The organism is Burkholderia sp. R-40 (assembly GCF_049942845.1).
In the GTDB taxonomy this organism is placed as follows: domain Bacteria; phylum Pseudomonadota; class Gammaproteobacteria; order Burkholderiales; family Burkholderiaceae; genus Burkholderia; species Burkholderia ambifaria.
In genome coordinates this window covers 2,957,763-2,979,069 of record NZ_CP187967.1, presented here as the reverse complement: position 1 = coordinate 2,979,069, position 21,307 = coordinate 2,957,763, and the positions used below count along the sequence as shown (strand labels likewise).

The 21,307-nt window shown below is 67.7% G+C and carries 17 protein-coding genes; 9 read left to right on the top strand and 8 right to left on the bottom strand.

Annotated features, from left to right (window positions below):
- Positions 1-156 precede the first annotated feature (156 nt).
- The 3 genes from ACP26O_RS13775 to ACP26O_RS13765 all read left to right on the top strand — a co-directional run bounded on the left by ACP26O_RS13775 (position 157) and on the right by ACP26O_RS13765 (position 3,516).
- A complete protein-coding gene (locus ACP26O_RS13775; protein ID WP_175665401.1) occupies positions 157-1,797 on the top strand; it encodes a gamma-glutamyltransferase family protein in 1,641 nt (546 codons plus the stop codon).
- Between the two features lie 315 nt (positions 1,798-2,112).
- The gene (locus tag ACP26O_RS13770; protein WP_011657853.1) at positions 2,113-2,940 is read left to right on the top strand and encodes a ferritin-like domain-containing protein; all 828 of its coding nucleotides are present in this window, start codon (positions 2,113-2,115) and stop codon (positions 2,938-2,940) included.
- Between the two features lie 66 nt (positions 2,941-3,006).
- Positions 3,007-3,516, top strand: a complete 510-nt coding sequence (locus ACP26O_RS13765) for a hypothetical protein (protein ID WP_175665402.1) — start codon at positions 3,007-3,009, stop codon at positions 3,514-3,516.
- Here ACP26O_RS13765 and ACP26O_RS13760 read toward each other — a convergent pair.
- The 3 genes from ACP26O_RS13760 to ACP26O_RS13750 form a co-directional block, all read right to left on the bottom strand.
- Entirely contained in the window at positions 3,510-4,952 is a 1,443-nt protein-coding gene (locus ACP26O_RS13760) for a DEAD/DEAH box helicase (protein WP_011657851.1), read from the bottom strand. The genes ACP26O_RS13765 and ACP26O_RS13760 overlap by 7 nt on opposite strands.
- 129 nt (positions 4,953-5,081) lie before the next feature.
- On the bottom strand, positions 5,082-6,380 hold the full coding sequence (locus ACP26O_RS13755; protein WP_175665403.1) for a c-type cytochrome: 1,299 nt from the start codon (positions 6,378-6,380) through the stop codon (positions 5,082-5,084).
- A gap of 19 nt (positions 6,381-6,399) precedes the next feature.
- Positions 6,400-7,164 (bottom strand): c-type cytochrome, encoded by a 765-nt coding sequence (locus ACP26O_RS13750; protein ID WP_041489853.1) that lies wholly within the window; start codon positions 7,162-7,164, stop codon positions 6,400-6,402.
- A 377-nt stretch (positions 7,165-7,541) separates the two neighbouring features.
- On the opposite strand from ACP26O_RS13750, the gene ACP26O_RS13745 reads away from it, so the two are divergent.
- Entirely contained in the window at positions 7,542-8,474 is a 933-nt protein-coding gene (locus ACP26O_RS13745) for a CopD family protein (RefSeq protein ID WP_175665404.1), read from the top strand.
- Positions 8,475-8,616: 142 nt separating this feature from the next.
- Here the strand turns inward: ACP26O_RS13745 and dgoD are convergent, their stop codons facing one another.
- Complete coding sequence (dgoD, locus tag ACP26O_RS13740; protein ID WP_006751313.1) at positions 8,617-9,765, bottom strand: galactonate dehydratase; 1,149 nt, start codon at positions 9,763-9,765, stop codon at positions 8,617-8,619.
- A 133-nt stretch (positions 9,766-9,898) separates the two neighbouring features.
- Between dgoD and ACP26O_RS13735 the strand changes: the two genes are divergently transcribed.
- Positions 9,899-10,603 (top strand): FadR/GntR family transcriptional regulator, encoded by a 705-nt coding sequence (locus ACP26O_RS13735; RefSeq protein WP_175665405.1) that lies wholly within the window; start codon positions 9,899-9,901, stop codon positions 10,601-10,603.
- A 27-nt stretch (positions 10,604-10,630) separates the two neighbouring features.
- Here ACP26O_RS13735 and ACP26O_RS13730 read toward each other — a convergent pair whose 3' ends face one another.
- Positions 10,631-10,879 (bottom strand): DUF1272 domain-containing protein, encoded by a 249-nt coding sequence (locus ACP26O_RS13730; protein ID WP_175665406.1) that lies wholly within the window; start codon positions 10,877-10,879, stop codon positions 10,631-10,633.
- Between the two features lie 153 nt (positions 10,880-11,032).
- Between ACP26O_RS13730 and ACP26O_RS13725 the strand changes: the two genes are divergently transcribed.
- Positions 11,033-11,380 carry a GFA family protein gene (locus ACP26O_RS13725; RefSeq protein ID WP_175656338.1) on the top strand — a complete coding sequence of 116 codons (348 nt, stop codon included), beginning with the start codon at positions 11,033-11,035 and terminating at the stop codon, positions 11,378-11,380.
- Between the two features lie 34 nt (positions 11,381-11,414).
- Here ACP26O_RS13725 and ACP26O_RS13720 read toward each other — a convergent pair whose 3' ends face one another.
- The 3 genes from ACP26O_RS13720 to ACP26O_RS13710 form a co-directional block, all read right to left on the bottom strand.
- On the bottom strand, positions 11,415-14,522 hold the full coding sequence (locus tag ACP26O_RS13720; protein WP_175665407.1) for a transglycosylase domain-containing protein: 3,108 nt from the start codon (positions 14,520-14,522) through the stop codon (positions 11,415-11,417).
- A gap of 244 nt (positions 14,523-14,766) precedes the next feature.
- Positions 14,767-15,654: a LysR family transcriptional regulator gene (locus tag ACP26O_RS13715; RefSeq protein ID WP_175665408.1), complete on the bottom strand. Its 888-nt coding sequence runs from the start codon at positions 15,652-15,654 to the stop codon at positions 14,767-14,769.
- A 292-nt stretch (positions 15,655-15,946) separates the two neighbouring features.
- Positions 15,947-16,864, bottom strand: coding sequence for a LysR substrate-binding domain-containing protein (locus ACP26O_RS13710; RefSeq protein WP_175665409.1), 918 nt, complete (start codon positions 16,862-16,864; stop codon positions 15,947-15,949).
- A gap of 210 nt (positions 16,865-17,074) precedes the next feature.
- On the opposite strand from ACP26O_RS13710, the gene ACP26O_RS13705 reads away from it, so the two are divergent.
- The 3 genes from ACP26O_RS13705 to ACP26O_RS13695 all read left to right on the top strand — a co-directional run bounded on the left by ACP26O_RS13705 (position 17,075) and on the right by ACP26O_RS13695 (position 21,212).
- On the top strand, positions 17,075-18,391 hold the full coding sequence (locus ACP26O_RS13705; RefSeq protein WP_165751978.1) for an MFS transporter: 1,317 nt from the start codon (positions 17,075-17,077) through the stop codon (positions 18,389-18,391).
- Positions 18,392-18,423: 32 nt separating this feature from the next.
- Positions 18,424-19,896, top strand: coding sequence for an amidase (locus ACP26O_RS13700; protein WP_175701249.1), 1,473 nt, complete (start codon positions 18,424-18,426; stop codon positions 19,894-19,896).
- A 113-nt stretch (positions 19,897-20,009) separates the two neighbouring features.
- Positions 20,010-21,212 carry a porin gene (locus ACP26O_RS13695; RefSeq protein ID WP_175665411.1) on the top strand — a complete coding sequence of 401 codons (1,203 nt, stop codon included), beginning with the start codon at positions 20,010-20,012 and terminating at the stop codon, positions 21,210-21,212.
- The last annotated feature ends 95 nt before the right edge of the window (positions 21,213-21,307 follow it).

Sequence of the window (21,307 nt, the reverse complement as noted above, 5' to 3'; positions counted from 1 at the left end):
CGGCGCACGGTGGCCCGTCATTCATGCAGAAAGTGCATGGATTCATTTGACAAATGAATTTGTGCGATCGCGCGGATCGCGCTGCAATGGCGGACTGTCCGCGCACGCCGAGCCTGCGCGCGGCGCGTTCATTCTGCTTTCGACGAGGTGGCACCGATGACTGACTTCAACTGGCACAACCCGTATCCGACGATCCGCATTCCGGTGTTTGCGCGCAACGTCGTGTCGACGTCGCACCCGCTCGCCGCGCAGGCCGGGCTGCGGATGCTGTGGAAGGGCGGCAATGCCGTCGATGCGGCGCTGGCCGCCGCGGCCGCGATCACGGTGGTCGAGCCCGTGTCGTGCGGGCTCGGCGGCGATGCGTTCGCGCTCGTGTGGGATGGCGGGCGGTTGTCCGGGCTGAACGCGTCGGGTGTCGCGCCGGCCGCGTGGAACCCCGACTACTTCCGCAAGCGCCACGGCGAGGACGCGCACGGCATCGCGAAGAAGCCGACGCGCGGCTGGGACACCGTGACGGTGCCGGGCGTGATCGCGGGCTGGGAAGCGCTGCATGCGAAGTTCGGTTCGCTGCCGTTCGCGGACCTGCTCGAGCCGGCGATCGAGCTCGCCGAGCGCGGCTATTCGGTGTCGCCGATCGTCGCGCACAAGTGGGCGGCCGCGGTGCCGGAGCTGCAGGGGCTGCCGGGCTTCGCCGATACCTTCATGCCGCGCGGGCGGGCGCCGCTCGTGGGTGAGCGCATGTGCCTGCCGGGCCATGCGCGCACGCTGCGCACGCTCGCGAAGGACGGCCCGCGCGCGTTCTACGAGGGCGCGCTCGCCGAACAGCTCGCGGCGTTCGCGCGCGAAGGCGGCGGCGCATTGACCGAAGCCGATCTGCACGGCTACCGCCCGGAATGGGTCGAGCCGATCGGCAAGCGCTTCGGCAGTCACACGATCCACGAGATCCCGCCGAACGGGCAGGGCATCGCCGCGCTGATCGCGCTCGGGATCGCCGAGCACGCGGGCGTGACCGAATGGCCCGTCGATTCGGTCGACTCGCAGCACCTGCAGATCGAGGCGATGAAGCTCGCGTTCGCGGACGTCTATCGCTACGTCGCCGATCCGCGTGCGATGGAGTTGACGCCGGAGCAGATGCTCGACGACGCGTATCTCGCCGAACGCGCGAAGCTGATCGACCGCACGCGCGCGACGCACTTCGCCGCCGGCCGCCCGCATTCGGGCGGCACGATCTATCTGTCGGCGGCGGACGAGCGCGGGATGATGGTGAGCTTCATTCAGTCGAACTACATGGGCTTCGGCTCGGGGCTCGTCGTGCCCGGGACGGGCATTGCGTTGCAGAACCGCGGGCACGGCTTCTCGATGGACCCGCGCTCGCCGAACGTCGTCGCGGGCGGCAAGCGGCCGTTCCACACGATCATCCCGGCGTTCGTCACCGAGGAGATCGACGGCCGCACCGAGGCCGTGATGAGCTTCGGCGTGATGGGCGGCGACATGCAGCCGCAGGGCCATCTGCAGACCATCGTGCGGATGCTCGGCTACGGACAGCAGCCGCAGGCCGCCTGCTGCGCGCCGCGCTGGAAGGTCAATCGCGACTTCACGCTCGACGTCGAGGCGACGATGAACCGCGACACGGTCGACGCGCTCGCCGCGCGCGGCCATACGATCAAGTCGGTCGACGATCCTTACATGGACTTCGGCTCGGGGCAGTTCGTGTGGCGCCTCGATCCCGACGATCCCGACCGCGGCTACGTGGCCGCGAGCGACAGTCGTCGCGATGGCCTCGCGGCCGGTTTCTGACGGAACGCTTCCAGATTCCTGCGTGCGACGGGCGGCCGAATGGCCGCCCGTCTTGCCTGATGCCGCGCATGCCACCGAGCGCGCGCAACCGGTTCGAAGAACTCGTCTAACGAACCGCAACACCCGCGGCGGAACTGCGCCAGCCGGGCATGGTCAGTGCTTTGAAGCACGAACATTCAAGTGCGGCTAAGATGCCAGCATGGTTCGGCCGGACCAATCCACTATAAATGCAAGCAACACGTCGCCTGCGGGCGCGCCGGGCCCGTGCCGAGGGCATCGGCCGCGCGGCCGCGCGACGACTGGGAGCGCATCACCATGCCTACTGAAACGACGCATGTCATGCCGTGGCGTATCGAGGACATCGACCTGAACCGGATCGATCGTCAGCGTGCCGCCGCAAACGAGGATCTGCTGCTGCTGCTGTGCGCGTCGTCGTTCATCGAAAGCGGCTCGGATCTCTACACGAGCAACCTGAGCGAGTTCTTCAACGACGACCCGGAAGTGTCCGCGTGGCTCAACACGGCGTGGGAGCCCGAGGAACTGCAGCACGGGCGCGCGCTGAAGGCGTACATCGCGCACGTGTGGCCCGAGTTCGACTGGGATACCGCGTTCGCGAATTTCTTCGCCGAGTATTCGAAGACCTGCTCGGTCGACGCGTTCGAGAAGACCCGCGCGCTCGAGATGGTCGCCCGCTGCGTCGTCGAGACGGGCACGGCCACGCTTTATCGCGCGATCAACGAATGCTCGGACGAGCCGGTGCTGAAGGAAATCACCGACAACATCCGTACCGACGAAGTGCGCCACTACAAGCACTTCTTCAAGTTCTTCAAGAAGTACAACAAGCTCGAAGGCAACGGCCGGCTCGCGGTGCTCGGCGCGTTGATGCGCCGCGTGATGGAAATCAAGAACGAGGATTCGGAGATCGCGCTGCGCCACGTGTTCGCGATCCGCTATCCGGAGCGCGTCGGCGACAGCCAGTACAACCGCGAGCGCGTCGCCCGCATCAGCTCGCTCGTGCGGCGCAACCTGTCGGCCGACATGTGCGTGAAGATGCTGCTCAAGCCGCTCGACCTGCCCGCGAAGATCCAGCCGGGCGTCCACTATCCGCTGACGAAGATCACGCGGCACGTGTTCATGCGCTGATCGTCACCGCGCGGCCCAGCGCGTATGCTGCGGCATCATCGTCTGCTTTTCACCGGGGCCGCCATCATGACCGATTCCCATCGCCACGCGCTCGAACAATGGACGTTCGACGCGTGGCCGCCGGCCGTCGTCGCGCTGTTCGACGGCACCGCACTCGAGCGCCATGCCGACGTCGCCGCGTCGCTGATCGTCGCGACCGACGACGGCCAGCTGCGCACGACGCTGCTCAGCGTCGGCGAGATCCATGCGCGCGACGCGCATACGCTGCTGCTCGCGCTATGGCCGCAATCGCGCGCGGCGCGTGCGATCGCGCAGCGGCGTGCGGCCGCGCTGACGCTCGTCGCGGACGGCGCATTCTTTCAGGCACAACTGAGGATCGAGCCGCTCGAAGGAGACTTCGGCGGACTGGCCGGCTTCGCTGCGACGATCGCGCACGGTGATGCGCAGCGGGTCGGCTATGCGCGTCTCGCGACGGGTGTCACGTTTGCGCTGGAAGGAGAGGTGCGCGCCGAGGTGCTCGCGCGCTGGCAAAGCCAGGTCGAGCACCTGCGGCGCGCGGCCGCGCGGCTTCAGTGACCGCGCTGGCCGCTGCGCGACGAACGGTTGCGGTTCGGGTGCGCGGCGTTGCCGCTCGCGGGGCGTGCGGCGTTGCCGCCGGACGGACGGCCGCCGCCGGCATTGCCGCCGGCGCCGCCGGCCGTGCGCGGCTTGGCTGCCTTCGCGGCCTTCGGCTGTGCGCCGCCTTCGCGCTTCGCGGCCGGCTGGCCTGAGCCGCCTGCACGCGGCTGGCGATTGCCGCCGCCGCCGCCGGCATTGCCGCCACGCGGCTGCTGCCCGCGGCGCTGCTGGATAGGTTCCGGCTTCGCGCTCGGATCGGGTTCGAAGCCCGCGATCACTTCCTGCGGAATCTCGCGCTTGATCAGCCGCTCGATGTCGCGCAGTAGCTGCTTCTCGTCGACGCACACGAGCGACACGGCTTCACCGGTCGCGCCCGCGCGGCCCGTGCGGCCGATCCGGTGCACGTAGTCTTCCGGCACGTTCGGCAGGTCGAAGTTGACGACGTGCGGCAGCTGGTCGATGTCGATCCCGCGTGCGGCGATGTCGGTCGCGACCAGCACCTGCAGCGTGCTGCTCTTGAACTCCGCGAGCGCGCGCGTGCGGGCCGACTGGCTCTTGTTGCCGTGGATCGCCATCGCGCTGATGCCGTCCTTCGTCAGCTGTTCGGCGAGCCGGTTCGCGCCATGCTTGGTGCGCGTGAACACGAGCACCTGGAACCAGTTGTGTTCGCGGATCAGGTGCGTGAGCAGCTCGCGCTTGCGATCGCGATCGACCGGGTGGATCTTCTGCGCGACGCTTTCCGCGGTGGTGTTGCGGCGCGCGACTTCGATCAGCGCCGGCGAATCGAGCAGGCTGTCGGCGAGCGACTTGATCTCGTCGGAGAACGTAGCCGAGAACAGCAGGTTCTGGCGCTGCGGCGGCAGCTTCGCCAGCACGCGCTTGATGTCGTGGATGAAGCCCATGTCGAGCATCCGGTCGGCTTCGTCGAGCACGAGGATGTCGAGATTCGACAGGTCGATCGTCTTCTGCTGCATGTGGTCGAGCAGACGCCCCGGCGTCGCGACGACGATGTCGACGCCGCGCTTGAGCGCGTCGATCTGCGGATTGATGCTGACGCCGCCGAACATCACGGTCGAGCGCAGCTTCACGTACTTGCTGTACGCGCGCACGCTTTCCTCGACCTGGGCGGCGAGTTCGCGCGTCGGCGTGAGGATCAGCGCACGCACCGCGCGCTTCGCGCCGCGATGCTCGGCGTAGTACGTGTGCAGGCGCTGCAGGATCGGCAGCGTGAAGCCGGCGGTCTTGCCGGTGCCGGTCTGTGCGCCGGCGAGCAGGTCGCCGCCGCCGAGGACGGCGGGGATGGCTTGCTGCTGGATGGGGGTCGGCGACGTGTAGCCGAGCTCATTGACCGCCTTGACCAGCGGTTCGGCCAAGCCGAGAGATTCGAAAGACATAGATACCACTCTTGAGTTTTATGATTTGCGACGCCTCGCGCGGCCTGCGCGGGGAATGGCGTCGCAAAAAGCAAAGGGGCGCGGCTGCGGTTTTCCCGCAGCCGCGCCCCCGTCTGTGTCGCGCGTTATTTAGTCAAGCGGCGCGGAACGCAGGTCGCTCACCTGTTGCGGCGAGATCGGCGTACCGTTGTTGCCCCACGACACCCGGATATACGTGACGACTGCCGCAACTTCCTGGTTCGACAGCGACTGTGCGAACGGCGGCATCCCGTACGGACGGGGATTCTTGAACGTGCTCGGCGGGTAGCCACCGTTCAGCACCATGCGGATCGGGTTGACTGCCGATTCCATCACGATCGAATGGTTGCCCGCGAGCGGCGGATACGCGGGCGGCTTGCCTGCGCCGGTTTCGGCGTGGCAGGTCGCGCAATTGTCCGCGTAGATCTTCTTGCCCTGGTCGAACAGCGTGTTGCCGAACTGCTTCGACGGCTCGTACTGCATGTTCTTCGGCGCTTCAGCCTTCTGCGGGATCGACTTCAGGTACGTCGACATTGCGCGCGTATCTTCGTCGTTCATGTACTGGAGGCTGTTGTGCACGACGTCGGCCATCGGGCCGAATACCGCGCCCTTGTTCGACACGCCGGCTTGCAGCAGGTCGGACAGCTCCTGCACGTGCCAGTCGCCGAGGCCGAGTTCCTTGTCGTTGGTCAGCGACGGAGCATACCAGTTCTGCAGCGGGATCAGGCCGCCCGCGAAGGCTGCCGAGTTCACCGGGCCGCCCATCATGTTGATCGACGTGTGGCACATCGAGCAGTGGCCGAGGCCTTCGACGAGGTACGCGCCGCGGTTCCATTCGACCGACTTGGTCGGATCCGGCTTGTATTCGCCTTCCTTGAAGAACAGCGTGCGCCAGCCGATCAGCAGGTTGCGGTTGTTGAACGGGAACTTCAGTTCGTGCGGACGGCTCGGCACCGAGACCGGCGGGACCGAACGCAGGTACGCGTAGATCGCGTCCGAATCGGCGCGCGTGACCTTCGTGTAGCTCGCGAACGGGAAGCCCGGGTAGAGCAGGCTGCCGTCCTTCGAACGACCGGTGTGCATCGCGCGGTAGAAGTCGTCCGACGTCCACTTGCCGATGCCGTCCTTGTCGTCCGGCGTGATGTTCGGCGTGTACATCGTGCCGAACGGCGTCGCCATCGGCAGGCCGCCCGCGAACGACTTGCCGCCGCGCACGGTGTGGCACGCGATACAGTCGCCGACGCGCGCGAGGTATTCGCCCTTCTTGATCAGCGCGGCCTGGTCGGCCGGCGTGGCCGCGACGGCAGCAGCGCCGTGCAGCGTGTCGTTACCCGGCCACAGGACCGGCACGAGGGCGACGGCCGCGACGATCGCGACAGCCGAGAGTGCAAACAGGGACTTGCGTTTCATTGTGTCTGTCTCCCTTGCCTTATTGCGGTTCGCTGCCGCAGGCGAGCGGAGTCTTCATCGAACGCGCCGGGGCCGGCACGGGGTTGGCGGGCGCCGGTTGCGCGGCGAGCCACGCGGTCACGGCCGTGACGTCTTCATCCGACAGCTTCGACGCGATGTCGTGCATGCAATCCGGTGCCTTCGCGTGGCGGTTGCCTGAGCGCCATGCGCCGAGCTGTGCGCTCAGGTAATCGGCGTGCAGGCCGACGAGGCCCGGGATCGCCGGCTGCATGCCGGTCAGCCCGGCGCCGTGGCAGGCCACGCAGGCCGGCAGCTTGCGCGACGGATCGCCTTGCGTGACGAGCTGCTTGCCGCGCGCGAGCGTGGCGGCCGGCAGCGTCGGCTTGGCGGGCGTCGGGTACGGCGGACGCTCGGCCGAGAAGTGCTCGGCGATCTCTTTCAGGTAATCGTCGTTCAGGTACGTCAGCAAGTAGTTCATCGGCGGGTACTTGCGCCGTCCGTCACGGAAGTTGACGAGCTGGTTGTACAGGTACTCGGCCGGCTTGCCGGCAAGACGCGGGAAATAATCGTTGTCGGTGCCCTGGCCGTGAACGCCGTGGCATGCAGTACAGCCGCGCACACGCTCGGCCATCGTATCGGGTGCCTTGAGCGGCGCCTGCTGGGCGTGCGCTTGCTCCGTGGGCTTGGTCTGCGCTTGAGCAGCGCTCATAAGGCCCGCGCCACCGATCAAGAGAACGGCGAGCAACGGACGGAAGAGGCGTCTTGAAGACACACGAGACTCCATGTTTATTCGTCGGGGACCTGTCCGGGCTACGATCGGCTCGGCGCATGGATGGCAGGGCAGCCGGGCTGCTGCGACGCGGCATTCTATCATCGATGGGTAATGGCGGCTATTTGGCAAAAGGACATCGGTTCCTGTCTGTTTGCGACTTGCGACAATTTGCCGCGCGATATGTACGGATGATGTGAACCGGCGTGCGCTTTGACCATCGAAGACCGTACACTCGCGGGTCGCGCGGCGCCGCCTCCGCCGCAGACCCAGTCATTTCTCCCGTTTCCGGATTCATCGATGACGTTCCCTACCGTGCCGTTGCCGTCTCCCCGCTGTCGTTCCACTTGCCGCCGCGCCGCCGGCCGGCTGTTTCCGGGAGGGCGCGCGCAATGAGGATCGACAGCTTGTGGATCGGGCAGGTCGCGCTCGCGGCCTTGATGGACGCGACGTTCGCGATGGCGGTCGGCTCGGCGCTGCTCAAGGCGTGGCTCGGCAAGGACGGCGCGCGGCCGGTCGTCGCGCCGTCGCATCACGCATGGCTGCGCGCGCAACATTCGCTGGTCGCGGCGGCGCTGGCGCTCGTGCTCGCCGATCTCGGCTGGCTCGTGTATGAAGCCGCGTCGATGAGCGGCGCGGGGCTCGGCGGCGCGTTCGATGCGATCCCGACCATGCTGATGCAGACGCATGCGGGCTTTGCGTGGAGCGTCGCGTTCGCCGGTGCCGTGCTGCTCGCGATCGTCGCGCTGGCGAAGCCCGAGGGCCCGGTCGCGCATGCGGTGCTGTGGCTCGCGGTGATCGTGGTCGCGGCCGGCAAGGCGTCGCTCGGCCATGCGGCCGACACGGGCCCGCTGTCCGCGGCGGTCGGCGTGCAGACGTTGCACCTGCTCGCCACCGCGGTGTGGGGCGGCCTCGTGCTCGCGGCCGGCCTCGCGGTGCTGCCGGTGCTCGGTTCGTCGGTCGCGCGCGGCGCACTGATCCGGATCGGCCAGCAACTGTCGCGGACGTCGGCGATCGCGGTCGTCTTCGTGCTCGGCACCGGCGCGCTCAATGCGCTGCGCGGGCTCGGCGGCTCGCTCGCGCCGCTCGACGGCAGCACGTGGGGGCGCGTGCTGTTGCTCAAGCTGCTGCTCGTCGCGCTCGCGCTCGTACTCGGCGGGCTGAACCGCTTCTCCGCGCTGCCGCGCCTGCGCCGTACCGCGTCGACCGAAGACGCGCACACGTTCCGCAACATCCTGCATCTCGAAGCGCTGACGATGATCGCGGTGTTCGTCGCGGCCGCCGTGCTGTCGTTCTGCGTGCCGGGGTTCGCGGCGCTCGGCTGACGGCCGGCGCGGCGCGGGGCCCCGTCCCCGCATGAGCCGCATGCCGCGGATGTAAAAGCGGCCGCCTGTTGGGCGGCCGTCTCGACCTGCGATGCGCGGCTGGTCCGCCGCGCAACGCACGTCATCTCATCTCACCTCCGCATCACCACTCGGCGACGCTGCCATCCGCATGGCGCCACACCGGATTGCGCCAGCGATGGCCCGTCTTCGCCATCTCGCGCACCTTCTCCTCGTTGACGTCGATGCCGAGCCCCGGGCCCTGCGGAATCGCGACGAAGCCGTCTTCGTAGCGGAACACCTCGGGGTTGCGCAGGTAGTCGAGCAGGTCGTTCCCCTGGTTGTAGTGGATGCCGAGGCTCTGTTCCTGGATGAACGCGTTGTAGCTGACCGCATCGAGCTGCAGGCACGCGGCCAGCGCGATCGGGCCGAGCGGGCAGTGCAGCGCGAGCGCGACGTCGTAGCTTTCCGCGAGCGTCGCGATCTTGCGGCACTCGGTGATGCCGCCCGCGTGCGACGCGTCGGGCTGGATGATGTCGACGTAGCCGCCCGCGAGGATGTGCTTGAAGTCCCAGCGCGAGTAGAGCCGCTCGCCGAGCGCGATCGGCGTGTTGGTCTGGTTCACGATGTCGCGCAGCGCCTCGGCGTTCTCCGACAGCACCGGCTCCTCGATGAACATCAGCTTGTACGGATCGAGCTCCTTCGCGAGCACCTTCGCCATCGGCTTGTGCACGCGGCCGTGGAAGTCGACGCCGATCCCGACGTGCGGGCCGACCGCATCGCGCACCGCCGCGACGTTCGCGATCACCTGCTCGACCTTGTCGTAGGTGTCGACGATCTGCAGCTCCTCGGAGCCGTTCATCTTCACGGCCTTGAAGCCGCGCTCGACCACCGCGCGCGCGTTGTTCGCGACATCGCTCGGCCGGTCGCCGCCGATCCACGAATACACCTTGATGCGGTCGCGTACCTGGCCGCCGAGCAGCGCGTGCACCGGCACGCCGTGATGCTTGCCCTTGATGTCCCACAGCGCCTGGTCGACGCCCGCGATCGCGCTCATCATGATCGGGCCGCCGCGGTAGAAGCCCGCGCGGTACATCACCTGCCAGTGATCCTCGATCAGCAGCGGATCCTTGCCGACCAGATAGTCGGCGAGTTCCTGCACGGCGGCTTCGACCGTGTGCGCGCGGCCCTCGACCACCGGCTCGCCCCAGCCGACGATGCCCTCGTCGGTTTCGATCTTGAGGAACAGCCAGCGCGGCGGGACGACGAAGGTTTCGAGGCGGATGATTTTCATGTCGCGAGTCTCCTGGGTTGCGCGGCGCGGACGTGCGGATGCGGCGCCGTCGAGTACTTGACGGTTATCCTAGCGTAGCGTGATAAAAAATAGTATTAATAGCACTATTGTGCAGATAGTGGACAGCCGCGGCATGCCCGGCGAACGGAGAACGATCATTCAACGCGACCTGCATGGACAGACGTCCTTCCGCCTTGCGACGGCGATCCTGCGCGGCGACTATCCGCCCGAATCGCTGCTGCCGCGCGAGCCGGACCTGATGGAGATGTTCGGCGTGAGCCGCACGGTGCTGCGCGAGGCGCTGCGCACGCTGACGTCCAAGGGGCTGGTCGAATCGCGGCCGAAGGTCGGCACGCGGGTGCGGCCGCGCCGCGCATGGAACCTGCTCGACGCCGACCTGCTCGACTGGTACGCGCGGGTCGCGCCGCCGCTCGCGTTCGCGCTCAAGCTGCAGGAGATGCGCGAAATGATCGAGCCCCACGCGGCCGCGCTGGCCGCGCGTTCGCACGGGGCGAGCGCGTTCGACGCGATCGATGACGCGGTGCGCGCGATGGCCGCCGCGCGCAACGTCGACGAATGGGTGCGCGCGGACCTGCGCTTTCACCTGAGCGTGCTGGAGGCCGGCGGCAACGAGCTGCTGGTGCCGCTCGGCGCGCTGATCGACCGCACGCTCGAGGCGCAGCTGCACCTGAACGCACGCCGGGCGCACGTGTTCAATGCGTCGCTCGCCGAGCATGCGGCCGTCGCCGACGCAATCGGCGTGCGCGACGAGGACGGCGCGCGCCGCGCGATGGCGTCGCTGCTCGCGATCACGCGCGCGCGCATCGAGATGTCGTGACGGGAAGCGGCGCGCGATGCGGCGCCGTCAGGCGGCGTTCGCGCAGCCGCCCGGCTTGTGGATGCGCTCCGTCGACGCCGGATACTTCGCGAGCAGGCTCGCCGGCCGGCGCGGGCGAGCGACCAGGTCGCCGCCGCAGTTCGGGCAGCGGCCCTTCAGCACCTCGTCGGCGCAGGTCGCGCAGAATGTGCATTCAAACGTACAGATGCGCGCTTCCTCTGAATCGGGCGGCAGGTCCTTGTCGCAGCATTCGCAGCCGGGGCGCAGTTCGAGCATGACGGTTTTCCTTGGTTGGGGCGGGTCGGGACGGGCGCCGCCGGACATTGCGTGCGGCGCATGTGCGCGCTACTGTACCTGCATGGATCGGCCCGGCCAACGGTGTCCCGCCCGGGCGCCGTCGTCGTGCACGGGCCGCACCGGGAGACGACCATGCTCTATCGCGGAAGCTGCCACTGCGGCGACGTGAAGTTCGAGGCGGAAGGCGACCTGCAGGGCGTGATGGCCTGCAACTGCTCGATCTGCCGGCGCAAGGGCGCGCTGATGTGGTTCGTGCCGCGCGACCACATGACGCTTCTCACGCCCGACGACAATCTGTCGACCTACATGTTCAACAAGCACGTGATCCGCCATCGCTTCTGCAAGCGCTGCGGGATTCACGCGTTCGGCGAGGGGACGCATCCGAACGGCACCGAGATGGCCGCGATCAACGTGCGATGCCTCGAGGATGTCGATATCGACGCGCTGCCCGTCACGCATTTCGACGGCCGCTCGGCCTGAGCGGCGCGCGGTCGCGTGAGCGCGCGGGCCGCGCTCAGGACGGCGAAACCGGCGCGGCCTGCGGCGTGGGCGTTTCCGCCTGCGGCGCGGGGCCCGCCGTGCGCGTGCCGGCTTCGACCGGGCGCTCGATCAGCGGCGCGAGCGCCGGCGCCATCGACTTCAGCAACTGCACGGCCATCGCGCTCGTGAAGTCGTAGCGCGCCGCGTACGGCTCGTGCGCGGTCGCCGTCAGCACGCCGAAGAAGCGGTCGCCGAGCACGAACACGAACGTGCCGCTGCGGTTGACCTTGCGCGACTCGATCAGCCGCGCGCCGCGTGCGTACACATTGAAGCGCTGGTCGCCCGTCCCGGTCTTGCCGTACACCGGGAGCGTCTTGCCGTCGGGCAGCGTGAAGCCGCCCGCGAGGCGCCGCGCGGTGCCGTGCTGCACGACGTCGCCCAGCAGCGTGCGCGCCACGTTGACGATCTCGGGCGACAGCAGCGGCTGCGGCTGCGCGGCCGCGCGCACGAAACGCGTTTCATACGGCGTGCCCTTCGCGAAGTCGAGGCGCGTGATCGTCTCGGTCGGCGCCTTCTGGCCGCCGTTCGCGATCAGGCCGATCAGTTTCGCGAGCGCGTCCGGCTGATCGCCCGATGCGCCGATCGCGGCCGCGAACGACGGCGTGACTTCCTCGAACGGATAGCCGAGCGCGCGCCACGCCTTCGTGATTTCCCCATACGCGCGCAGCTCGACCATGTGGCGGATGCGCCGGTCCTGGGTCGCGTGGTAGCGGGTCTTGTACAGCCACGAGTACGTGTAGAAGCGCGCATCGCGGCTGTCGCGCTGGACGTCGGCGAGCGGCGCGTTCGGGTGGGCGCGCAGGTAATTGAGCGTCCACAGCGCGAGCGGGTGGACGCTCGCGATGTAGCCGCGATCGTTGAGGTTGAAGCGGTCGATCGCGTACTTCGCGTACAGCTCGGCGAGATCGTAGTCCGACATCGTCGCGGCCGGCGTGCCCTTCAGCTGCGCGCGCATGTGCGCGCTGAACCACGCGAGCGACTCGTTCGGCGCGACGCTGCGCAGCACCGTCGCGATCTTCGGCGGCGACTTGCGCACGTCCTGCAGCATCAGCGCGAGCGCGTCGTCGGGCGTCTTGCCCGCGTAGCGCGTGTAGTAGCGCTTCACGTACACCTTGCTTTCGCCGTCGACGAACTGCTCGAGGTAATGCTTGCGCTGCTCCGGATCGCCGAGCCACGACGTCGACGGGCCGGCCGCCTTCAGCATTTCGTAATGGACGATGTCGCGCATCAGCCGCACGAACACCAGGTTGACCGAATGCTCGAACGCCGTATGCAGCGTCAGGATGCGGCCGTTGTCCGACTTTTCGAAGTTCGAGAACACCTGCGCGCCGCCGCCCGTGTAGAACACGTCGGGGCTCGCCGAGTACTTGCGTTCGACCGCCGCATCGAGCATCGCCTGCAGCGAGCGGTCGCGCGTGTGCGACAGGTAGTCGAGCGCCCAGCGCGACAGCCCGTCGATCGGATCGGGCTTCACGTGCGCGAGTTGTGCGTTCGGCAGGCTGCCGTAGCGCGCATGCAGCTCGGAGACGATCTGCAAATAGGTGATCAGCGTGCGCAGCTTCGCGGTCGAGCCGAGGTTGATGCGGCCGCCGCGGTTCACGTCGAACGGCTGGTTCACGCTGTCGGTCTGCACGCGCAGCATGTTCGCGCCGTTGCGATGCTCGTACAGCGTGAAGCTGTACGTCAGATGAGACGGGTCGTCCTTCGGCGCGAGCATCTCGAAGCCGTACAGCCCGGCCGCCTGCGCGCCGTCGCGGGTCGATGCCCGCGCGAGCCGGTCGGCGACCGCCTGCTGCACGCCGTTGTCGAGCGTGCTGGTGGCTTCCAGATCGAGCTGGTCGAGCTGGTACAGGTCGCTGATGCCGAGCGCCGAGAGCAGCGACGCGCGCGCGGACGACACGGCCTTGCGCGACACGAACGACTGCACGCGCGCGGCGGCCGGCGGCGCGGCCCGCTCGATCTGCGCGGCGAGCGCCGCATCGCGCAGCGCGGGAGAGATCACGCCGCCGTTCGACAGCAGCCGCAGGTAGCTGTCGGTCAGCTTCTGCAACGCCGGATAGCCGCGATTCAGGAAGTACGACGGCGCGCGCTGCGCGATGATCAGCGACAGTACCTCGCGGAACGCCTTGCCTTGTTCGTCGACGTTGTCGCCGGTGGTCGGCGCGGACAGGATGCGGTTCACGTCGTTGAAGTCGCGGCCGTACCACGCGGCTAGACCGTCGCCGATACCGTTGATTTCACCCACGTGCGGCCGCGCGGCGAGCGGCACCGAGTTCAGGTAGCGCACCAGGATCGTGCGGCGCGCGAGCATCGTCTGCGGGCCGTTCAGGTACGCGAGGATCGACGCGGACGCGATCTGGCGCAGCTTCTCCGGCGGCGTCGCGGTGCGGCCGTCGGGCGAATGGCGGAACTTCTCGATCTGCGTCGCGAGCGTGCTGCCGCCCGGGCGCGCCTGGTGATGGTTGACGACGTGCAGCGCCTGATCGGCGAGCGCGCGGCTGAAGCGGCCCCAGTCGATCGCCGGATTGCGGTTCGGCTGGTTCGGGTCGAGCAGGTAGCGATCCTCGATGAACATCAGCGAATCGGCGACCACGCGCGGCACCGTGTCGAAGTCGGCGTACACGCGCTGCGGGAACACGGTCGCGAACAGCGGCGAGCCGGTCGAGTCGAACAGCATCAGCCCGGCCTGATCTTTCTCTTCGTAAGGAAGGAACAGGCCGCGATCGGCGAGCGACAGCATTCGGTCGGAATCGCGCGCCTGCTTGCCGACGACGAAGCCGCGTGCGAGCAGGCGCTCCTGGAACGCGGGAATCATCGAATAACCGAGACGCTCGTCGTACGGCCCGTTCGCAGGGAAACGGATGTGGTCGCTCGCGCCCGCCTCGACCGTGTAGCCGACGTCGCGCGTGAGTTCGGACAGGTAGTGCGCCTGCATGCGCGACGTCGCGATCTCGGTCATCACGAGCCGCACGAGGATCGCCACGGCGATCACCAGCGCGGCCAGCAACGACCACTTGACCCACGTCCAGACCGATGCACTACCGGTCATGCGCGGCAGGATGCGATTCAGTGGCCGATTCATGGCGGCGTCTCCCTGGAGGCACGGGCTCCGGCCGCACCTCATTAAGGATTAGTGTAGTCCTCAACGGCCGGCTGCCAAGAGCGGTTCACTACTGAGATGCAGCGGCGCAACAGGTGTGCCCGCACCATGCGAAGGCGGCGATGCAGCCGCCCGTGGCCCGGCTGGCGCGGGTGCGCGGCGGGCCGCGGCTTCGCCGACGGCGCGCGGCGTCGATGCAAAAAAGGTGCGCGATTGAACCCTTCTTTCACCTGACGAAATACTCGACCAGGTGATCGACGAAAAGCCGCGTCTTGCGCGGAAAGTGCCGCCGGCTCGGGTACGCGATATTCATCTCGAGCTCCTCGAGCCGATAGTCGGGCAGCAGCGCGAGCAGCCGTCCGTCGGTGAGATCCGCTTCGACGAGGAAGTCGGGCAGCACCGCGATACCCATGCCCGACAACGCCCAGTTCCGGATCAACCCGATGTTGTTCGACGATGCGGATTTGTTCGGCCGCACGGCGACGCGCGTCGGCTCGTGATCGAACGACAGGTATTCGCCCGCGAAATCGGCATGGAACGTCAGGCACGCGTGCGACGCGAGATCGTGCGGATGGATCGGTGCGCCGTGGGCTTCGACATACCGGGGCGCCGCACAGACGATCCGCTTGAGCCGCGTGAGCGGGCGCGTCACCAGCGTGTTGGTGCTGATGCGCTGCGACAGCAGCAGCCCGACGTCGAAGCCCTCGGATACGAGATCGACATGGCGGTCGACGATCGTGACTTCCGGCACGATGGCCGGATGCTGCGTCTTGAACGCATCGATCGCCGGTGCGAGCACGTGCATGCCGAACATGACCGGCGCGGCGATCTTCAGCGATCCGATCGGCTCGTGATGCATCGACGCGATCGTGTCCTCGACGCGGTCGATCTCCTCGACCACGTGACGGATCTGCGCGAGATACAGATGACCGGCATCGGTGAGTGACAGGCTGCGCGTCGTGCGGTTCAGCAGGCGTGCGCCGAGCCTGTCCTCGATGCCCATGATGAGGCGGGTGGCCGACGAGTTGGAGATGTTCAGTTCCGTGGCTGCACGCGCGAAACTGTGAAGTTCGGCCACCTTGATAAATAGCCGCATTGGCAGGAGTTCGTCCATTTTTTTATCGGTAAATAGAATTGTTTGTTTAATTCTATCTGCCAATGCGTCGTATTTGAACGAACGAGTCACGCGAATAAGTATTACGAAATGATGTGTTGATTGGCCGCCGGAACGGTCTCAAAATAACGGGTTCCGGGGCCGTTGCCTTGTTGAATCTTTTCGGCAGGATTGGTCCTATATAAACCTTCTGCCTCGATTTGTATTTAGTAATTGTACGAAATTAGACGTGATTTTTCTTATAAAGAAAATCCATATTCGTAGTGCGATTCGAATCGAATAGGACAGGTCACTATCGCCACAGCAGTTTCGCGGGATCGTACCGGCGCACGGCCTCGACGAAGCAGTGGATCAGGTAGTCGCATGCGACCGTGTTCAGCGCATCGCGCCGCGTGAGCACACCGGCCGACACGGTCGGAATCGTTTCCTTCACATCGATCGTGGCCATCCGTTCGCGTATCCAGTCGATCTCCATGAAGAGCTGCGGCACGCACGACACGCTGTCGGTATGCACCGACAGCGCGAACGCCGCGCTGAACGACGTGCATTCGACGATCGGCTGCGGCGCCGCGTAGCCGTGCGCGACGAACACGTTCTGCAGCAGCCGGCCGATGCTTTCCGGCGACGTGTTGAGCACCCACTGCGCATCCTGCAGCTGCGCGAGCGACGTGCAGTGGCGCAGCGGATTGCTCGCGCGCGTCATCAGGATCAGCGCGGATTCGATGAGCGGCCGGAACGTGAATTCGGGCGACAGCCGCGTCGCATCGACGATCGCGATCACGAAGTCGAGCGAGCCGTCGCGCAGGCGCGGCAGCGCCGTGTCGAGAAAGCCTTCGCGCACGTCGAGGCGGATCGTCGGCATCCGCTGGCGAAACGCGTCGAGCGCGGCCGGCAGGAAGCCGAGCGACATCAGCGGCGTCAGCGCGCATGCGAGCGCGCCTTCCTTGCCGCCCGACAGATGGATCACGTCGTCGCGCGCGTGCTGGATTTCCGCGAGGATCAGCCGCGCACGTGCATAGACGGCCTGGCCGAAGCGCGTGAGCTGCGCGCCGCGCGCGTTGCGCGTGACGAGCGGCACGCCGAGGTCCTGCTCGAGTTCGCGGATCGCCTTCGTGAGCGCGGGCTGGGACAGATGGATCGCACGCGCGGCGGCGCGCAGGCTCCCGTGTTCGGCGATGGCGGCAAGCGCCCGGAGCTGATGGTGTTTCACGGCGTGGCGGGGCGCGGCGGCAATGGCGACGCTCGTATCCTACACCGCGATCGCGCGGGCAAAGCGCGCGATAACCAAGCGTTATCACGATCGAAAAATGTCGCTCCGGGCTGCGTATTTTGAATGCCTAGACTGCATGCGCAGGCCGTCGAACGGGCCGCGCAACAGATACGCAACCGATACGCACAACCAGTACGGAGACATACCCTCATGAAGGCGCCCCGAGCGGACAGCACGTTCGGCGGGCATGTCGGCACCGTTGCCGCATCCCCGTCCAATCGCCAGCTGATCGTCGCGATCACGATCGGCAACGGCCTCGAATTCTTCGATCTCACCGTGTTCAGCTTCTTCGCGGTGCTGCTTGGAAAACTGTTTTTCCCGGCCGCGTCCGCGCAGCAGCAATTGCTGATGTCGGTCGCGACGTTCGGCGTCGGCTTCATCGCGCGGCCGGTCGGCGGCGTCGTGATCGGGCTGGTCGCCGACCGCTTCGGCCGCGTGCCGGCGATGAACCTCACGCTCGTCACGATGGCGATCGGCACCGGGATGATCGGCGTCCTGCCGACCTACGCGCAGATCGGCGTCGCGGCGCCCGTGCTGGTCGTGCTCGCTCGGCTGCTGCAGGGCTTCTCCGCCGGCGGCGAAGTCGGCGTATCGACGTCGCTGCTCGCCGAGCGTGCACCGCCCGGCGAACGCGGCTACTACACGAGCTGGCAGTTCGCGAGCCAGGGCGCGGCGGCGCTGGCCGGTTCGTTCGTCGGCTTCCTGCTGTCGTATTTCCTCGAGCCGGCCGCGCTCGAATCGTGGGGCTGGCGCGTGCCGTTTCTCGCCGGCGTGCTGATCGCGCCGGTCGGCCTGTATCTGCGCGCGCGCTTCAATGCGCTCGAACAGCACGCGCCGGCCGCGGCCGCGCGGCGCTCTTCCGCGGTGCTCGGCACCGTGCTGCGGCGCGACGGCGGCGCCGTGCTGACCGCGCTCGGCCTCGTGGTCGGCGGCACCGCCGCGCACTTCATCGTCCTCTATTACATGTCGACGTATGCGATCCGCGTGCTGCACCTGTCGATGGATACCGCGCTGTGGTGCGGGATTCTCTCCGGTGCGGTGATGTTCGTCGCCGCGCCGATCGGCGGACGGCTGTCGGATCGGCTCGGCAGCAAGCGCGTCGCGCTGTGGACGCGCGTGGCGCTGACCGTGCTGATCCTGCCGGGCTTCTGGCTGATCGGCGCGGTGCCGTCGATCGCGACGATGTACGCGGTCGTGATGCTGCTCGCCGCGCTGCACTCGGTCAATGCGGGCGCGAACGGCGTGATCCTCGCGGAGCTGTTTCCGAAGAGCACGCGCGCGACCGCGCTGTCGATCGCGTATGCGGGCGGCGTGTCGATCTTCGGCGGCTTCGCGCAGTTCATCGTCACCTGGCTGATCGGGGCGACCGGCAATCCGGCCGCGCCGGCGTGGTACGTGATCGTCTGCGGGCTGCTGTCGCTCGTCGCGCTCGCGTTCGCGTCGGACCGAAGCGATCAGGATCACTGACCGACTGACTTCCATCTTCTTCGATCCCTTCCATGACCACGACCATTTCGTTTTCGCCGTCGCCGGCCGACGTTGCCGCCGGCGATCTGTGCGACCTGCCCGCGCGCACCATGCTCGAATTGCTGAAGCAGCGGCAGATCAGCGCCTGCGAGCTGCTCGATGCGCATCTCAAGCGCATCGCGATGATCAACCCGCGTGTGAATGCGCTCGTCACCGTCGTCGATCCCGATGCGCTGCGCACCCGCGCACGTGAGCTCGACACGCGCTGGGCGCGCGGCGAATGGCAGGGGCCGCTGCACGGGCTGCCGGTGTCGCAGAAGGACCTGACCGCGACGCGCGGCGTGCGCACGACCTTCGGTTCGACGCTGTTCGCCGAGCACGTCCCGCAGCACGACGCGCTGATCGTGCGGCGCTGCGCGAGCGCCGGCGCGCTGATGATCGGCAAGTCGAACACGCCGGAATTCGGCGCCGGCTCGCATACGTTCAACGACGTGTTCGGCGCGACGCGCAACCCGTGGGACCTGACGCGTTCCGCCGGCGGCAGCAGCGGCGGCGCGGCCGCTGCGCTCACCTGCGGGATGAATCCGCTCGCGTGCGGCAGCGACATGGGTGGCTCGCTGCGCAACCCGGCCGCGTGGAACAACGTCGTCGGGCTGCGGCCGTCGCCCGGGCGCGTGCCGCGCGCGCCGGACCTGAACGGTTGGGCGACGCTCGGCGTCGACGGGCCGATGGCGCGCGATGTCGCCGATACGGCGCTGCTGCTGTCCGTGATCGCCGGGCCGAGCGGCGAAACGGCGACCGAAATCGCGGAGCCGGGCGTACTCTTCGCGCAGCCGCTCGAACGCGATTTTCGCGGCACGCGCATCGCGATGTCGCGCGGTTTGCCCGGCGTGCCGGTCGATCCCGAGATCCGGCGCGCGGTCGATGCGCAGGCGCGCGTGTTCACGTCGCTCGGCTGCGAAGTCGAATTCGACGACCCCGATCTCGCCGAAGCCGAAGACCTGTTCCGGATCGAGCGCGCGTGGATGATCGGCACGCTGCTGGACGGCTTCGACGAGCGGCAGCGCGCGGCGCTGAAACCCGAGCTTCACGACGAATACCGGCTGCATCGTTCGCTCTCCGCCGCGGATCTCGGCCGCATGTTCGTGCGCAAGACGCGCCTGTTCGAGCGGATGCGCGCGTTCATGCAGCGCTACGCGTTCTACGTGCTGCCGACGACGCAGGTGATGCCGTTCGACGCCGCGCTGCGCGCGCCTGGCGATGTGCTCGGCGTCGAGAGCACGACCTATATCGACTGGATGCGCGTGTGCTGGCTGCTGTCATCGACCGAGGCGCCGATCCTGTCCGTCCCGTGCGGATTCTCCGAGGCGGGCCTGCCGATCGGCATGCAGATCGTCGGCCGCCATCGCGACGACTGGGGCGTGCTGCAGTTCGGCCATGCGTACGAAGTCGCGGCCGGCCGTCGCTGGACGCCGCCGCCCGTCGTTGCCGACGCACTGCGCTGACCGTCTTTCCTGGCTGACCCCGACCGTTCCGGTTTGCACCGGAGCAGGCCGCGCGCCTGCGGGCGGCGTGCGCCCGTGTATCGCCATTCGACCCGCGCACTGGAGATCGTTCGATGAAGAAGAAGCTGTTGGCCGGCGCGGGTGTCGCGCTGATCGCGGGTGCGGCGCATGCCCAGAGCAGCGTCACGCTGTACGGGATTATCGATGAAGGGCTGACCTATGCGAGCAACATCGCGACGCCCGGCCCGCACGGCGCGGTGAGCGGCAAGCCCGCGTTGCGGATGCTCGGCGGCGTGCAGCAGGCGAGCCGTTGGGGGCTGCGCGGCAGCGAGGATCTCGGCGGCGGGCTGGCGGCGGTCTTCACGCTCGAGAACGGTTTCGATCCGAGCACCGGCAGGCTCGGGCAGGGCGGGCTGATGTTCGGCAAGAAGGCGTTCGTCGGGCTGTCGGGGCCGTTCGGCACCGTCACGCTCGGGCGGCAGTACGACACCAACGTCGACATCCTCGGGCCGCTCGAGGCCGCCGCGCTGTTCGGCGGCTACATGGTCGCGCACCCCGGCGACCTCGACAACGTGAACAACGCGAACTCGACCAACAACGCGATCAAGTTCACGAGCAAAGACTACGGCGGGGTTCGCGTCGCAGCGATGTACGGGGTGGGCGGCATCGCGGACGCGGCCACGCGCAACCAGGTGTGGTCGGCAACAGTCGGCTACACGCGCGGGCCGCTCGCGGTGGCGGCCGGCTACCTCAATGCGCGCAACCCGAACGTGTCGTTCTTCGGCACGACCGGCAGCCCCGCGCCGACCGTCGGCGGCGTGCCGGGCAGCAACATGCTGTCGCCGGTGTATTCCGGCTATGCATCCGCGCGCACGCTGCAGGTCGCGGCGGTGGGCGGCACCTATGCGATCGGTGCGATGACGCTCGGCGCGATGTATACGAACACGTCGTTCCGCCAGCTCGGCGACCTGTCGTCCGGACCGAACCCGGGCGGCGTGTCCGGCAACGCGGTGTTCAACAACGCGGAGGCAAGCGTGCGCTACCAGTTCATGACTTCGCTGTTCGGCGGCGTGGCGTACGACTACACGCGCGGCGGCGGCGTGAACGGCCGCGACGGCGCGACGTATCACCAGGTCGCGGCGGGGCTCGACTACTTCCTGTCGAAGCGCACCGACGTCTACGTGAGCGCCGTCTATCAGCGCGCATCGGGCACCGACTCGACGGGGCACGTCGCTGTCGCGGCGATCAACGGGCCCGGTGCATCCGCGAACGATCGGCAGCTGCAGGCGCGCGTCGGCATGCGGCACAAGTTCTGATCCGCACGACGGCGCTCGAGCGCGCGGTGATATCCTCGCGAAACGCCCGCGACCGACGGGCGGATACCGACTGCGCGTACGCGGCCCGACGCCGT

What these genes read in the sequence shown, in the direction of transcription:
- ACP26O_RS13725 (WP_175656338.1), top strand. Translation starts at nt 11,033, where the DNA reads ATGCTCTATCGCGGAAGCTGCCACTGCGGCGACGTGAAGTTCGAGGCG.
- ACP26O_RS13765 (WP_175665402.1), top strand. Translation starts at nt 3,007, where the DNA reads ATGACCGATTCCCATCGCCACGCGCTCGAACAATGGACGTTCGACGCG.
- ACP26O_RS13695 (WP_175665411.1), top strand. Translation starts at nt 20,010, where the DNA reads ATGAAGAAGAAGCTGTTGGCCGGCGCGGGTGTCGCGCTGATCGCGGGT.
- ACP26O_RS13700 (WP_175701249.1), top strand. Translation starts at nt 18,424, where the DNA reads ATGACCACGACCATTTCGTTTTCGCCGTCGCCGGCCGACGTTGCCGCC.
- ACP26O_RS13750 (WP_041489853.1), bottom strand. Translation starts at nt 7,164, where the DNA reads ATGGAGTCTCGTGTGTCTTCAAGACGCCTCTTCCGTCCGTTGCTCGCC.
- ACP26O_RS13715 (WP_175665408.1), bottom strand. Translation starts at nt 15,654, where the DNA reads ATGGACGAACTCCTGCCAATGCGGCTATTTATCAAGGTGGCCGAACTT.
- ACP26O_RS13720 (WP_175665407.1), bottom strand. Translation starts at nt 14,522, where the DNA reads ATGAATCGGCCACTGAATCGCATCCTGCCGCGCATGACCGGTAGTGCA.
- ACP26O_RS13730 (WP_175665406.1), bottom strand. Translation starts at nt 10,879, where the DNA reads ATGCTCGAACTGCGCCCCGGCTGCGAATGCTGCGACAAGGACCTGCCG.
- dgoD (WP_006751313.1), bottom strand. Translation starts at nt 9,765, where the DNA reads ATGAAAATCATCCGCCTCGAAACCTTCGTCGTCCCGCCGCGCTGGCTG.
- ACP26O_RS13735 (WP_175665405.1), top strand. Translation starts at nt 9,899, where the DNA reads ATGCCCGGCGAACGGAGAACGATCATTCAACGCGACCTGCATGGACAG.
- ACP26O_RS13770 (WP_011657853.1), top strand. Translation starts at nt 2,113, where the DNA reads ATGCCTACTGAAACGACGCATGTCATGCCGTGGCGTATCGAGGACATC.
- ACP26O_RS13705 (WP_165751978.1), top strand. Translation starts at nt 17,075, where the DNA reads ATGAAGGCGCCCCGAGCGGACAGCACGTTCGGCGGGCATGTCGGCACC.
- ACP26O_RS13755 (WP_175665403.1), bottom strand. Translation starts at nt 6,380, where the DNA reads ATGAAACGCAAGTCCCTGTTTGCACTCTCGGCTGTCGCGATCGTCGCG.
- ACP26O_RS13775 (WP_175665401.1), top strand. Translation starts at nt 157, where the DNA reads ATGACTGACTTCAACTGGCACAACCCGTATCCGACGATCCGCATTCCG.
- ACP26O_RS13745 (WP_175665404.1), top strand. Translation starts at nt 7,542, where the DNA reads ATGAGGATCGACAGCTTGTGGATCGGGCAGGTCGCGCTCGCGGCCTTG.
- ACP26O_RS13760 (WP_011657851.1), bottom strand. Translation starts at nt 4,952, where the DNA reads ATGTCTTTCGAATCTCTCGGCTTGGCCGAACCGCTGGTCAAGGCGGTC.